This is a genomic window from Piscibacillus sp. B03, assembly GCF_052246295.1.
Lineage (GTDB): Bacteria > Bacillota > Bacilli > Bacillales > Alkalibacillaceae > Piscibacillus.
The window spans coordinates 1-13,724 of record NZ_JBQQCO010000019.1 but is presented as its reverse complement, the minus strand read 5'-3'; the positions used below and the strand labels follow the sequence as shown (position 1 = coordinate 13,724).

Here is a 13,724-nt window from a genome sequence, read left to right as displayed (position 1 = left end):
AATTGGTGCTATTTTATTAATATTGTTGGGCGGAGACGGGTTGGAGTGGACTTACTCAACTAAGTGGTTCGCCTGCTTGAGAGGGGGTTTTGCTAGTGGTGTGGGATCTCACCGAAGTGGTCAGAGATTTCGCCGAGGTGCGGCATGTTCTCGCCTAAGTGCGCCGTATTCTCGCCGAAGTGCGCCGTGATTTCGCCGAAGTGCGCCGTATTCTCGCCGAAGTGCGCCGTGATTTCGCCGAAGTGTGGCATGTTCTCGCCGTAGTGAGTCGGAATCTCGCCGATGTGCGCCGTGTTCTCGCCGATGTGCGGTTAAACACACAAAAAAACGGCCCCGCAACGAGACCGATTCATTCATTAACTTAAATCAAATTGTTTCTTTTCTACAAACTCTCTCATATGCTTACGTCGTGGCTGTCCCATCATCTTAGCCATTGTTTCTGACCATGTCACATTCCTACGATTGGCCGTGCGAGACTGGTAGTAGTCGCTCATCTTTTGATCATAATCTTTAATGATGTTCTCATACTTCGATTCATCGTACTCATCTTCGTGTAAAATTGCTTCTATTGGCAGGCGAGGTTTGACTTCATGTTCTTCATCAGGCACGCCGACAGTTAGACCGAAAACTGGGTAAACTTTATCTGGTAGTGACACTAACTCACTGATCTGCTCTGGATTATTACGGACACCGCCGATATAACAAATACCATAACCCATCGATTCCGCCGCTACGACAAAATTTTGGGCAAATAACGCCGTATCAACCGTTGAGACAATGAAGTTTTCTATTCCTTCTGTCGTAAGTTGAACTCCCTGCTCTTTACAAGCATACTCAAGACATTTTAAATCAGCACAGAACAACAACACGACTGGTGCAGACTTGATTTGCGTTGGATTATTACTGAGTTCAGCTAACTTTTCAATTTTATCAGCATCTGTCACACGCACAATCGAGTATGCCTGAACAAAATTCGAACTCGCTGCATGTTGACCGGCATGAATCATTTCATACAGAACCTCATCAGGAATCGGTTCCTCTTTATACTTCCTAATTGATGTATGCTTCTTAAGTAACTCTGTAACCTCGTTCATCAAAATCAACCTTTCATATTTTTCTCTATGTATAAGTTAACTAATTTTTAACGAAATAAACAAATAATATGTTTAACGAAATAGGGGAATGGGTATACTAAAACTAAGTAATCTCCCCATTATAAAAGGTGGATTCCGAAATTTGGAATCCACCTTTTTTATGAATTACTATTATATATCACAGTAACATTAGGATGCTTCTGCAAAATAGACGCTGGGAATGTTTCTGATAGATCTCCATTTAATAAATTATAATACGCATTCTCTTTTTCCTCTCCTGAAACTAAGAGCAATATATTTTGACTGCGCATTATTGTCGCAATTCCCATTGTAATAGCATAGTCAGGCACTTCATAAATACTGTTAAAAAATCTTGAATTGGCTTCACGTGTTGTATGATCTAACTTAACGACATGTGTTTCGCTTTCGAAACTAGTTCCAGGTTCATTAAAACCAATATGTCCATTTGCGCCTAACCCTAGTATTTGCAAATGAATAGGACCCTTACTATTAATCTTACTTTCATAACTGATACATTCCTGTTGCAAATCCTGTGTGTTTCCATTTGGCAAATGTATATTTCGATCTTCAATATCTACTTGCCGGAATAATACATCATTCATATAGTAGTAATAACTATTTTCGTTATTTCGACTAACTCCCACATACTCATCCAAATTAAAAGTCGTGACATCTTTAAAGGAGATTTCTCCGTTAATGTATAACTCTATTAGTCTATTATACATACCTATAGGAGTAGAGCCAGTTGCTAAACCTAGCACTGGCTCTTTATACGAATGAATGGTTGATAATATATAAGTTGCTGCAAGATTACTTAATTTTTCGTAACTATTCACTTGTACAATATCCACACAAATCACCTAATACGTATTATTTCATTCCAGTCAATGTAATTCCTTTTATAATATGTTTCTGCAAAATAAAGAAAACAATTATTAATGGGATTACTGAAATGGCAGCACCTGTCATGATCAGGTGCCATTGAGACTCTGCTTCTCCTGAAGAAAAGAAGGACAAACCAACAGGTAAAGTTCTTAAAGATGGTGATTCAATGACAATTAATGGCCACAAGAATGCATTCCAGTTACTTAGGAAAGTAAATATACCCAATGCCGATAATGCTGGCCACACTTGTGGTATAGCAATCTTGAAGAAAATACCAAACTCACTCATCCCATCTACTCTTGCAGCATTTAATAGATCATCAGGTATTTGCTCCATAAACTGTTTCATCAAAAATACTCCAAAACCAGTCATCAGCCCTGGAAACAAAATTCCCCAAAAGCTATTCGTCCACCCTAACTCAGAGCTCATTAAATACCATGGAATAATTAGCATTTCTGTCGGAACCATTAAGGTGCTTAAGATTAATATAAATAAAACACCTCTACCAACAAAGTCAAACTTAGCAATTATATAACCAACAAGAGAGTCAAAGAACGCAACACTAATAGTGGTAATAATGGCTATAATTAAACTGTTTAAGAACCAACGTAAAAACAAGCTCTCTTCAAAAATTGTGATATAGTTTTGAAGAGTTGGATTTTCAGGTATGATATCTAGACTAAAAATATCCATAGGTGCTTTAAAAGAAGTTGAAAGCATCCATACGAACGGGAATAACATAATAACAGAGCCTATAATTAACGCTATATAGGGTAGAGATTTTCCGAATTTCATAAGTTCCTCCCCCTTCCTAATAATCGAACTTTCTAGTTAGTACTTTCAATTGGAAAATAGTTAAGGCTAAGATAAATAAGAATAACAACACTGTGGCAGCAGATGCCATTCCTAAATCAAATTGCTTAAATGCAAGCTGATAAATATAAACGACAACGGATGTAGTAGAGTTTAATGGACCACCTGCTCCGTTAACACTCATATTAACAACTTGTGTGAAAGAGATTTGAATAAAGTTAATCGTACCAATAACAGCTGAGAATACGATTGTAGGATTTAGTAATGGTACCGTAATCTTCCAAAACTTCTGCCAACCGCTTGCTCCATCAATATCAGCAGCCTCATATAACATCTCTGGAATATTCTCTAAACCAGCTAAAAATAACACCATCTGAAAACCAATCGATTGCCAAATCATAGCACTAATAATTAAATAGATTGCTTGATCAGGTGAGTTCAAAAATGGCTGTGGTTGAAGACCAATCATGATCAACAAATCATTTATGACACCATTTTTCATTAAGATCCACTGGAACACCCAACTAATCGCAACAATACTTGTAACGTAAGGTATAAAATATATCACTCTAAATATACCAACGAACTTATTAATCTTATGTAACAACAAAGCAACAAGAATACCAAATAATAACTGACCTGTTACCCCTAACACTATGTATATAAGGGTATTAATGACCGACTTTATAAACACCGAGTCATTAAATAATGCAACAAAGTTATCTAACCCAATAAAAGGATGTGGTCCTGCAGATAATAAATTCCAGTCACGAAACCCAATATTAAATGTATATAATGTTGGGAATAAACGAATCCCTAAGTAAAATATAATAGGTAAAAGTAAACTTACAATAATAAATACATTTCGTTGGAACTTATAATTACTTAGTAACTTATTAAATTTACTTGGTTTCTGATTGTGACTAGCTTCTTTCTTTAGAGCACCCATTAATCCCCCTCCTTTTCAAAAAGTTAATGAAAGGACCTAATTAGATCCTTTCATTAACAATTAAATTATCTTTCTGACCAATATTCGTCGAATAACGCTTGAGTCTCTTCAACTAAAATTTCAAATGACTCTTCTGGACCCATGTCTTCTAGTAACACTCGGTCCGCCGCATCAATAACTAGTTCTCTTTCTTTAGTCTCATCAATAAAGAAGTGAGCATTAGCGAATGGTAGAGATTCGATGAATGGACCATAGATTTCATCTTGAGTATATTTATCCTGCATCGCTACATCTTCACGAGCTGGTAGTTCACCTGTACCATCTAACCATTTTTCCATAACTTCTTTACTTGTTAAGAACTCAAGAAATTTAACAGCAGCATCTAACTTTTCACCCTCAACATCTGCAGTAATACCATTTGTCCAGAATGACGCACCAGTTGAATTCTCCTCATTACCAGGTAATGGAGCAACTCCATAATTTAGATCTGGAGCATCCTTCTTAAGTGTTCCAATTCTGAATGAACCGTCAACATTCATGGCAGCTTTTTCAGTCATAAACGCTGTGACATCATCAGTATAGAACCCTACTTCTGAAGTACCTAGTTCAGCAGGGAAACTTAACCAGTATTTGAATGCTTCTAAACCGGCATCCCCTTCACCCCAAACTACTTCACGGCGATCATCACTTAGCACTTGACCACCATTTTGAATTGTTAAGCCGTCACGTAACCAATGGTGTCCTTGCTGAGAAGGTTCCCAAGCTAAGCCTGATTGTTCAATACGACCACTATCATCAGAAATTGTTAATTCTTGTGCATACTCCTGTAATTCATCCCAATTTTCTGGTGGACTATTAGGATCTAAACCTGCTTCTTCAAATAAATCTTTATTATATAGTAATGCTAGAGTTCTCACGGACGTTGGAATTGTCCAATACTCACCATCTAATTTTGTTGCTTCAACTAATGGGAAAAATTCATCTTCAATTTCTTCATGTGGGAAAGCATCTTGAGGTAATGGTTGTAGGTAACCCGAATCAACATACATAGGAACCCAACCGTAGAATAAGTTAATGATATCAGGTCCGTTCCCTGCTGGTACTTGCACCGCGACTTGTTCATTATACTGATCATATGGGAAATTAGTTTGTTCAATCTTAATTCCTGGGTTTTCACTTTCAAATTCTTCGATTAATTCATCCATTAGAGTAACTTTAGCATCAAAGGCATACTGCCAATACTCTAATGTAATAACATCATCTTCGCCATTCTCACTCTCACCTTCGCTCCCCTCTTCTGCATCACTACAAGCAGAAAGGACTAAAGTAATTAACCCTAAACACATTAAAATTCGCCATTTCTTAAGCATTCTCATAAATCCCCCTTTAAAATTTTAAAATTGAATCATGTTCTTTTAAAAATAATCTTCCAGCTCCTATTAACGACACATCTTTTAGCTTTGTTACAGCTAATTCAAAATCCATAGGTATATGAGCTTTAATCTTTTGATCTAAAGTAGGTAAGTATGGACCAATAGACTTCGATATACCACCACCAATCACTATTTTTTTAGGGTTAATGATTGAGATAATATTAACTAAAGCAACAGCTAAGTGACTTACGACATCATCAACCACAGATGAAGCGTTTGGATTGTGTTCTTGCGCACGTATAAAAATATCTTTTGCTGTTAAATTTTCATTAGTTAACTGATTCATTCTAGCCGTGAAGGAGGGGCCTCCTACATGATTATCTAAGAACCCAAACCCTTTAAACGCTTGCTCGTAATTTCCTTCTGCTAGGCTTTTGTCAGTGACCATGTAGCCTACTTCTCCAGCTGAATATGCATGACCACGAAATAACTGATTATTTATAATAATGCCGCTACCAATTCCCGTACCTAACGTAATCATGACAAAATCTTTTTCATACTGTCCTTCACCTTTCCAATGCTCCCCTAAAGCCGCTACGTTTACATCATTATCTATGTACACTGGAAACGGTAATAAAGACTCTAAAGCACTAGTTAAAGAAAAGTTATTCCATTTGATGGTTGGGGCATCAATGACAACCCCGTTATCTATGTCAGTAATACCAGGAACTCCAACCCCAACACCTAGTACTTGTCTAGATTCTTTACCATTACTCTGAATTAGATGAGCTATTTCTGTTGCTAACTTATCAACAAAATAGTCACCGACGTGATCTTGCGTCTTAAAAAAAGACTTTGATAAGACATCGCCATCTAAATTCATTATCGCTAATTCTACTACTGTTCCACCAATATCCACACCTACTATGTAGTAGGATTCTTTATTAAAAAAAACTTGTATTGGTTTACGTCCACCTGAAGAGCTAGCCTTTGAGCCATTTCTTTCAAAAACCCAGCGCTCTGCTGCTAATTCATCAACTAAACTTGATACAGTAGGCTTGCTAATTTGTAAAGACTTCGATATATCAGCTCTTGAATTCCCAGGGTTATTTTGAATGTAATGGAGAATTCTCTTTTTGTTATAAAATTTAGAAGAATATTCTTGTATGTAGGGTCTCACGTTATTAATCTGTCTCCCTCCCTTCCAACTAATTTGTTAATTAACTTTACTAACTAATCAATATCATACTATTGCAAATTTTATATGTCAACGCTTACATTTTAAATTTTCAAAATTGTTTATAAATAATCTTTACTTCTTACACTCCTTTACTTACAATGATTACTAGTTGGTAAGTTTAATTTATTAACAATGGTGAGGTGTACTTTAATGACAAATTTAAAAGAACAATTTCAGTTGGAAGATGGCACAGGATTCCCTGGAAAAACCTACGTAAATCAACTTTTAAAACACGTATTTGAAGACCAGAAAGAATACCTTTTAGATGCCATGCTTCTCATTCACGAAGCACACACAATTATGTTAAGCGAACAGAAAATTTTATCCGAAAATGAAAAAGAACAAATCCTGGGCGCAATCACGGAAGTTAAAACATTAAACCCTTCTTCCCTATCTTACTCAGAACAATTTGAGGATTTATTTTTTTTAGTAGAGTCTAAACTTGGAGAATTAATTGGAGATGAACTAGCTGGCAAGATGCATATAGCTAAGAGTCGTAATGATTTAGGTGAAGGTATGTATAGAATAATCATTCGACAATACATACAGGAATTAATAAACGAAATGAACCAATTACGAGAAGCAGTATTATACCAAGCTAATCAACACGTTGACTCAATCATGCCTGCCCACACGCATACACAACCAGCTCAACCTACGACCTTTGGACATTATTTAGTAGCAATTTATGATAACTTATCTAGAGACGTTACAAGGTTGCAACAAGCTTATAATACAGTAAACCAATCCCCTATGGGAGCTGCAGCGATTACAACTTCTGGCTTTCCTATTAATAGAGAAAGAATGGTAGAATTACTTGGTTTTGATGGATTAGTTGAGAACTCATACGATGCTATTGCAACTGGTGATTATCTAATAGAATCTGCGCAAGCATTAATTAGTGCTATGACAAACATGGGACGCTGGTTGCAGGAATTCTTAAGAATGTGTTCAAAAGAAGTTGGTTTAATAAAAGTATCCGATGCTTATGTACAAATTAGTAGCATCATGCCACAAAAAAGAAACCCTGTATCAATAGAACATTCAAGGGCCATTGCAAGTAGTGCTGCTTCTGAAGGACTTGCGGTCATTCACATGATTCATAACACACCATATGGTGATATTAATGATACAGAAGATGATTTACAACCCCATCTTTATAAAGGGTACGAAAAAGCTGTGAGAGTCGTTAAAATAATGAAAGCGGTTATATTAACAATGGACTTTGATCACGACCATGCCTATCAAGAGGCCAAGAAAAATATGATTACCATTACTGAATTAGCCGATGTTCTAGCAAGAGATTACAAAATCCCTTTCAGAAGAGCTCATAAGGCGGCTAGTATGGTATCCAAGTTCGCCACTGAACAAGGAATTGAATTATATGAACTAGATGTTGAACGAATTAATAATCTACTAGAGGATATAAAACTAGAAGAAGAAGATTGGCAATCAATTATTGATCCAAGAATATTTGTTGAACGCAGGAATGTAACTGGTGGCACGAACCCTAAGGTTGTTAAGGACATGATCCAAAAACGTCAGAACCATTCCATACACTTGTAATACTAATTAACTATAATTGTGAGAACCAAATATAACTTTCGTAATATTTACAATATTTTGTCTTATGGTATATTTTACATGAACAAAGCTTGTATAGTTAGTTAGTAAAGTTAACTAATTATCTTGCTTTGTTTATACCAAATTATGAAAGGGGTTTCACAATGAAGAAAATCATAGCGATTTTCCTATCAGTATTGCTATTGACTTCCATGATTGGAACACAAGGTATGGCGGTCGAGACGAAAGACCATGATGTTGAACTCTGGAACGCCGTTAAACCTCTAGATACAACAGTGACATTTCTAAACACAGGTGCACACCCTGATGATGAGCGAAGTGACTTACTGGCTTATTTATCAAGAGGACTTGGAGTTAAAACTGCCAGCCTAATTGCCAATCGAGGCGAAGGTGGACAAAATGAAATTGGTAGTGAACTAGGAAACGCACTTGGCATCATTAGATCGAATGAAATGGTTGAAGCATCCAAAATTACTGGTGTGAAGGCTTACCACTTAAGCGAAGAAACATCAGATGATATTTATGATTTTGGATTTTCTAAGTCACCTGAAGAAACACTAGAAAAATGGGGTGAGGACGTTACTTATGAACGTTTAATAAGACTTATTCGAACTTACCAACCAGACATTGTTATGCCTTCATTCAGAGACGTCCCTTCCCAGCACGGACACCATAGAGCCATTACCATCCTGAGTAAGCAAGCTTTTGAAGATGCTGCAGACCCTAATGTCTACCCTAATCAAATTGAAGAAGACGGTTTAAATCCTTTTCAAATCAAAAAATTGTACTTAACTGCTTCTGAAAAACAAGCAACAACCTCATTAGAAATTGGAGATTATGATCCTATTTATGGAATGACATATCCACAATTAGGTGAAGAATCTCGTTATATGCACAAAAGTCAAGGTATGGGCAATGACATCCCAGTCGAACCGAGACGGTTTAATTTAGAGCTAATCAATTCAGTTGAAGAATTTGAAGAAGATAGCCTATTTAAAGGTGTGCCTTATGACTTTAATGAATGGGCAAATGTTGTAGAAGATGAAACACTTTCAGAAGAATTGAGAAATTACCAAAACAAACTTGATAACATCATTGAACTATACCCAGACCGAAGCGATATCTTACCTAAATCACAACAAGCACTTAAACAAACTCAAGAACTATTATCTTTAGTAAAAGAATTAAACTTAGATGAAGCAACTAAAAATGAGTTGACTCATAAACTTGAATTGAAAGATGAACAGTTGCAAGAAGTAAGTTATGTATCTTCTAGCTTGCAGGTTGAACAATCTATACAATCCAACGTTTTAACTCAAGGTGAAGAAACAAATGTTACATTAACTCTAACGAATAATGGACCAAACAAACTACATCACGTAACGGTTGAATTATTAAGTCCTGAAGGTTGGAAGCATGAAGAAAATATTTCAGTCAAACACTTAAAACCTAATGAAACTAAAGAAGTATCATTTAACGTAGAAGTCGCTGAAGATGCTGAGCATTTCAAACCATACAATGAGCCAGTTTTACAAAGTAAAGTAACGTTTAAAGAACGTGGTTTTGAAACTTCAAAAGTATTAAACTTTGATAACACGGTTTCTGTTTTACCTGAAGTTAGTGTTAACCCTTCTCCTTCGAACCTAACTGTCAATACAGCAGATCAACAAGATCAGGTAGAAGTTAAAGTATTAGCTAAAAACTATTATAATGGCGAGAATGTTGCATCAATTTCATTAGATATACCGGATGGCTGGTCTAGCTCACCAACTAATCAAGAAGTGAGTTTCTCTGAACGCTTTGAGGAAAAAGAAGTAACATTCCAAGTTGAGTTACCAGATCAAGTTGAAGAAGGCGAATTTAATATTACTGCACTAGCAGAATCTAAGGGTAAGATCATAAGCGGAACAGTACAAGAAATTTCATACGAACATATTAAAGACTCTTACTACATTTATCCTGCTAATGTTAAAGGTGTAGCTTTTGAACTACTTAAACCAGATAACCTTGAAATTGGTTATGTAGAAAGTGGTTTCGACGAGATTGCAGACCAACTAGTGAACACTGGTTTTAATGTAACAAAGTTAGATGAACAAGACCTAGAAAGTGGCAATCTATCTCAGTACGACACAATTGTAACTGGAATTAGAGCCAACCTTTCACGAGACGATTTACTAGCAAATTACGACCGTTTAATGGAATATGTCGAAAATGGTGGGCACTTAGTCGCTCAATACCATAAACCATGGGACAATTGGGACCCTAATGCGCATGCGCCATACTACCTTGAAATTGGTCAGCCTTCCATAGAGTGGAGAGTGACTGATGAAGAGGCCGATGTTACTATGACTCAACCTGATCACAAAGTATTTAACTATCCAAATAATATTACAGATGCTGATTGGAATCATTGGGTTCAAGAAAGAGGCCTATACTTCCCAATGAATTGGAGCAATCAATACGAAACGTTAGTCTCTATGGCAGACCCAGGAGAAGAACCATTCGATGGTGGTATCTTAGTCACAGACTATGGTGAAGGTAGCTACATTTATACAAACTTAGTATTCTATCGTCAACTAAATAACCAAGTGCCTGGAGGTTATCGAATCTTTACAAATCTATTATATTACGGGCACGAGTAAGAGAAAAACCAGCTACGCGATGTAGCTGGTTTTTTTGAATATTATTACTCCACCTCAACCTCTTCTGGCCAATGAAGATCGTGTTTTTCAACACTCGTAATTTGGTTTTCACCGTCAACAAAGACCACTTTCGGCTTCAAGTCTTTGATTTCTTCTTCATCATACCATCCCATACTTAAGATAATGACGAGGTCGCCAGGTGAGAAAAGGTGTGCAGGCGGCCCATTTAGACAAATCTTACCCGAACCTTCTGGCGCTGGAATCGCATATGTTTTCCAAAGCGTTGCGTTACGCACATTCGTAATTTGCACCATTTCATAAGGCTTGATATTCGATTCTTTCATAAGTTTATAATCTATCGTGATACTTCCTACATAATCCAGATCCGCTTCAGTCACAGTCGCGCGGTGGATCTTCCCTTTACACATCTTGCGTTGCATCTCTTTCCCCTCCTGTTTCGTGTTAGGTTTAGTATAAAACAGTGTTATAGATTAGACAAATTAGTGTTCTTAGGATGGTGCCTACTCTAGATCTCCTTACTTTGGCAAACATCGAGTCATTTTGGCGAGACCTCTTATTTAAGAACTTTAAAATTAGAAGTTTTTATTTATTATTCTATTAAATTCATCAGATTTTAATAGATTTTCGTTAATATTTCGAAAAAAATTTGTTTTCCGGTTTTTGATGAAATGTTCGTTTCATTTTATATTTTTTATGGAGGTGAGCTTTTTGATCCTAAAATCACATGAGATCCCTTATAATTTACTCTCTATTATAGTTATCATATTGAGATTAACTAATTCTCACCCTATGAGTTCTAAGAGCCACCAGTTTGCTGCTAACTATTACTCAGGCTATAAGGGTGAATTAGCTTTAGATTATTTTATTAAATTTATTGACCAGAAGGATTATATTATCTTGCATGACGTTCGCTTACCTTTTATGAATAATTACTTTCAGATTGACACGCTTATTTTGACTCCAAATTTTATCGTGATCATTGAAGTGAAAAATTTAACTGGAAACATACGCTTTAATCATGATATGGGGAGACTGTATCAGTATATGGACCATGAAGAGCGATCCTACCAAGACCCTCTGCTTCAAGTGAGCACTCAAGCCCACCAATTCAAATCTTTCCTTTATAATCTCGGGTTGTCTCACATACCAATTGAGTCGTTAATTGTTTTTGTTAATCAGCGGGCTTCTTTGTCAGAGGAACGCGATAGTAGAGTGATTTACGGTTTTCAACTAAAACAACGCTTTGACGAGTTAAAAGGAAAGTATGAATCATCGAATCCTATTAAGGTCAATGCATTAAGCCAGAAAATTTTGAGTCAGCACAAACCACTCAAGCTGGACATGCTAAAACACCTAGGCATTCACTTAGAAGAGCTCCGTAATGGTGTGATATGTCCGCATTGTCTTAGTCTTCCCATGGAACGAAAGCACGGTCGTTGGTTCTGTGGAACTTGCAAGGAGACGTCTCGGGCAGAAGCGCATATCCGAACGTTCTATGAACACGCCTTACTAACATCACGGACAATTAATAATAGCACCGCACGTAACTTGTTGAACATCCAGTCGATCCATACTGTCCAGAAGTTATTAAAAAGAGCTGGCTTCACCTCGCATGGAGAAACCAGCAACCGTTATTATACTATTGATGCGGACTTACAAACTGAAGCTAAATACTTACTAGATTATTATCAAAGGATGAGATTTGGCGAAAAGAAACCTGTTATTGGCGAAAGCTCAAGGTAGATTGGCGAGAGTTTGCGCTATTCTGGCGAAACGTCGCCCTACTTTGGCGAAACCTCATCCCACTTTGGCGAAAGTAAACCTAAGTTTGGCGAGACCTGGCCCATTTTTGGCGAAACATCATCTCACTCTGGCGAAACCTACTTACTTTGACATGATTGCTTTCGCCTCCGAAACGACACTCTCCAACACGTCTCGCACACTCTCTTCTTCTACCACAGACCGCACACCTTGCCCTGCATACAACGACAAGTACTCAGCGTCGCCCCGTTCCTTTGCAGAGGTTCTCACGGCTTTGGTCGCCATGTTTTGAAAAGGGTATGGAAAGCGCGTCTGATCATCAAATGAGCGCACGAGTTTATTTTTAAGCGCACGTGCTGGACGTCCAGAGATATTTTTCGTGATTACAGTATCCGTTTCGTCACCTTCAAATAGTGCTTGTTTATACTCAGCTGGCACGCCTGATTCGCGAGTTGTCAAAAAGCGTGTTCCCATTTGAACGCCAGAAGCACCTAGGACCATCGCGGCAACTAATCCTTTTCCGTCCATAACGCCACCTGCTGCAACGACGGGTACACCAACAGACGAGGCCACCTGTGGCACTAACGAGAAAGTCCCGACATTCGCACCACTTGGATATTTTTCAACATCAAATGTTCCTCGATGTCCACCGGCTTCACTGCCTTGAGCGACAATCACATCGACTCCTGCTTTCTCAGCTTCAATCGCTTCTTCTACATTGGTCACCATCGTAATTAGTACCACGTCTGCCTCCTTAGCACGCTCCACTAATTCCTTAGGTAATACGCCGAATGCAGTGCTAATAACAGGAACATTTTCTTCTAATAAAACTTCTACTTGCTCGGTTACCCGGTTCACCCACATAAAGTCTACATCCTCAACTGGTTCTAAACCAACCTCTGCTCGAACTTTATTTAACGCATCAACCTCACTAGTCTTAAATGACTGCTCGGCTGACCCACTCAACGAAAACACATTCACACCAAACGGTTTATCGGTTTTCTGTTGGATTTCTCGGACTGTTTCACGAATCGCCTCTGGTTCCATATACGCAGCGCCAAGTGTTCCAAGCGCGCCGAACTCTGAGACTTCCGCAACTAACTCGGGTGTAGTCGAACCACCTGCCATCCCTGCTTGAATGACAGGATATTCAATTCCTAACTTATCACAAAGCTCATTTTTTAACTGAATCATAAATAAACCTCCTTCTAAGTATAAAGTAGGGAAACTACTTTCGTAGCTTCCCCCTTATCAAACCGTACGTGCCCTATTAAGGCATACGGCTTACCCTTATGTTCACAATGTATCAAGGTGATGCGTTCCAGGCATTTTGCATCTTTT

The 13,724-nt window shown here is 37.6% G+C and carries 12 protein-coding genes; 4 read left to right on the top strand and 8 right to left on the bottom strand.

Features of this window, described 5'->3' with window-relative positions; translation table 11 throughout:
- The first annotated feature begins 158 nt into the window (after window positions 1-158).
- Complete coding sequence (locus tag ACTWQB_RS12565; protein ID WP_443139539.1) at window positions 159-365, top strand: hypothetical protein; 207 nt, start codon at window positions 159-161, stop codon at window positions 363-365.
- Here the strand turns inward: ACTWQB_RS12565 and nfsA are convergent.
- From nfsA to ACTWQB_RS12535, 6 genes are all read right to left on the bottom strand, one after another.
- Window positions 357-1,094, bottom strand: coding sequence for an oxygen-insensitive NADPH nitroreductase (gene nfsA / locus ACTWQB_RS12560; protein ID WP_443139538.1), 738 nt, complete (start codon window positions 1,092-1,094; stop codon window positions 357-359). The genes ACTWQB_RS12565 and nfsA overlap by 9 nt on opposite strands.
- A 158-nt stretch (window positions 1,095-1,252) precedes the next feature.
- The gene (nagB, locus tag ACTWQB_RS12555; RefSeq protein WP_443139537.1) at window positions 1,253-1,966 is read right to left on the bottom strand and encodes a glucosamine-6-phosphate deaminase; all 714 of its coding nucleotides are present in this window, start codon (window positions 1,964-1,966) and stop codon (window positions 1,253-1,255) included.
- Between the two features lie 19 nt (window positions 1,967-1,985).
- Window positions 1,986-2,795, bottom strand: a complete 810-nt coding sequence (locus ACTWQB_RS12550; RefSeq protein WP_443139536.1) for a carbohydrate ABC transporter permease — start codon at window positions 2,793-2,795, stop codon at window positions 1,986-1,988.
- Between the two features lie 16 nt (window positions 2,796-2,811).
- Complete coding sequence (locus tag ACTWQB_RS12545) at window positions 2,812-3,762, bottom strand: carbohydrate ABC transporter permease (RefSeq protein ID WP_443139535.1); 951 nt, start codon at window positions 3,760-3,762, stop codon at window positions 2,812-2,814.
- Window positions 3,763-3,827: 65 nt separating this feature from the next.
- The gene (locus ACTWQB_RS12540; protein ID WP_443139534.1) at window positions 3,828-5,132 is read right to left on the bottom strand and encodes an extracellular solute-binding protein; all 1,305 of its coding nucleotides are present in this window, start codon (window positions 5,130-5,132) and stop codon (window positions 3,828-3,830) included.
- Between the two features lie 16 nt (window positions 5,133-5,148).
- Window positions 5,149-6,315: an ROK family transcriptional regulator gene (locus tag ACTWQB_RS12535; RefSeq protein ID WP_443139533.1), complete on the bottom strand. Its 1,167-nt coding sequence runs from the start codon at window positions 6,313-6,315 to the stop codon at window positions 5,149-5,151.
- A gap of 210 nt (window positions 6,316-6,525) precedes the next feature.
- On the opposite strand from ACTWQB_RS12535, the gene argH reads away from it, so the two are divergent.
- Both argH and ACTWQB_RS12525 read left to right on the top strand, forming a co-directional pair.
- Window positions 6,526-7,941, top strand: coding sequence for an argininosuccinate lyase (argH, locus tag ACTWQB_RS12530; RefSeq protein WP_443139532.1), 1,416 nt, complete (start codon window positions 6,526-6,528; stop codon window positions 7,939-7,941).
- Between the two features lie 161 nt (window positions 7,942-8,102).
- A complete protein-coding gene (locus ACTWQB_RS12525) occupies window positions 8,103-10,601 on the top strand; it encodes an NEW3 domain-containing protein (protein ID WP_443139531.1) in 2,499 nt (832 codons plus the stop codon).
- 44 nt (window positions 10,602-10,645) lie between these two features.
- Here the strand turns inward: ACTWQB_RS12525 and panD are convergent, their stop codons facing one another.
- Entirely contained in the window at window positions 10,646-11,041 is a 396-nt protein-coding gene (gene panD, locus ACTWQB_RS12520) for an aspartate 1-decarboxylase (protein WP_443139530.1), read from the bottom strand.
- Between the two features lie 289 nt (window positions 11,042-11,330).
- Between panD and ACTWQB_RS12515 the strand changes: the two genes are divergently transcribed.
- The gene (locus tag ACTWQB_RS12515; RefSeq protein ID WP_443139529.1) at window positions 11,331-12,365 is read left to right on the top strand and encodes a nuclease-related domain-containing protein; all 1,035 of its coding nucleotides are present in this window, start codon (window positions 11,331-11,333) and stop codon (window positions 12,363-12,365) included.
- 141 nt (window positions 12,366-12,506) lie between these two features.
- Here ACTWQB_RS12515 and ACTWQB_RS12510 read toward each other — a convergent pair whose 3' ends face one another.
- Window positions 12,507-13,577, bottom strand: coding sequence for an NAD(P)H-dependent flavin oxidoreductase (locus ACTWQB_RS12510; RefSeq protein ID WP_443139528.1), 1,071 nt, complete (start codon window positions 13,575-13,577; stop codon window positions 12,507-12,509).
- Window positions 13,578-13,724 lie beyond the last annotated feature (147 nt).

Excerpts from the sequence above, each read along its gene's own strand:
- nfsA (WP_443139538.1), bottom strand. The coding sequence starts at position 1,094 with ATGAACGAGGTTACAGAGTTACTTAAGAAGCATACATCAATTAGGAAG.
- ACTWQB_RS12550 (WP_443139536.1), bottom strand. The coding sequence starts at position 2,795 with ATGAAATTCGGAAAATCTCTACCCTATATAGCGTTAATTATAGGCTCT.
- ACTWQB_RS12545 (WP_443139535.1), bottom strand. The coding sequence starts at position 3,762 with ATGGGTGCTCTAAAGAAAGAAGCTAGTCACAATCAGAAACCAAGTAAA.
- ACTWQB_RS12540 (WP_443139534.1), bottom strand. The coding sequence starts at position 5,132 with ATGCTTAAGAAATGGCGAATTTTAATGTGTTTAGGGTTAATTACTTTA.
- argH (WP_443139532.1), top strand. The coding sequence starts at position 6,526 with ATGACAAATTTAAAAGAACAATTTCAGTTGGAAGATGGCACAGGATTC.
- ACTWQB_RS12525 (WP_443139531.1), top strand. The coding sequence starts at position 8,103 with ATGAAGAAAATCATAGCGATTTTCCTATCAGTATTGCTATTGACTTCC.
- panD (WP_443139530.1), bottom strand. The coding sequence starts at position 11,041 with ATGCAACGCAAGATGTGTAAAGGGAAGATCCACCGCGCGACTGTGACT.
- ACTWQB_RS12510 (WP_443139528.1), bottom strand. The coding sequence starts at position 13,577 with ATGATTCAGTTAAAAAATGAGCTTTGTGATAAGTTAGGAATTGAATAT.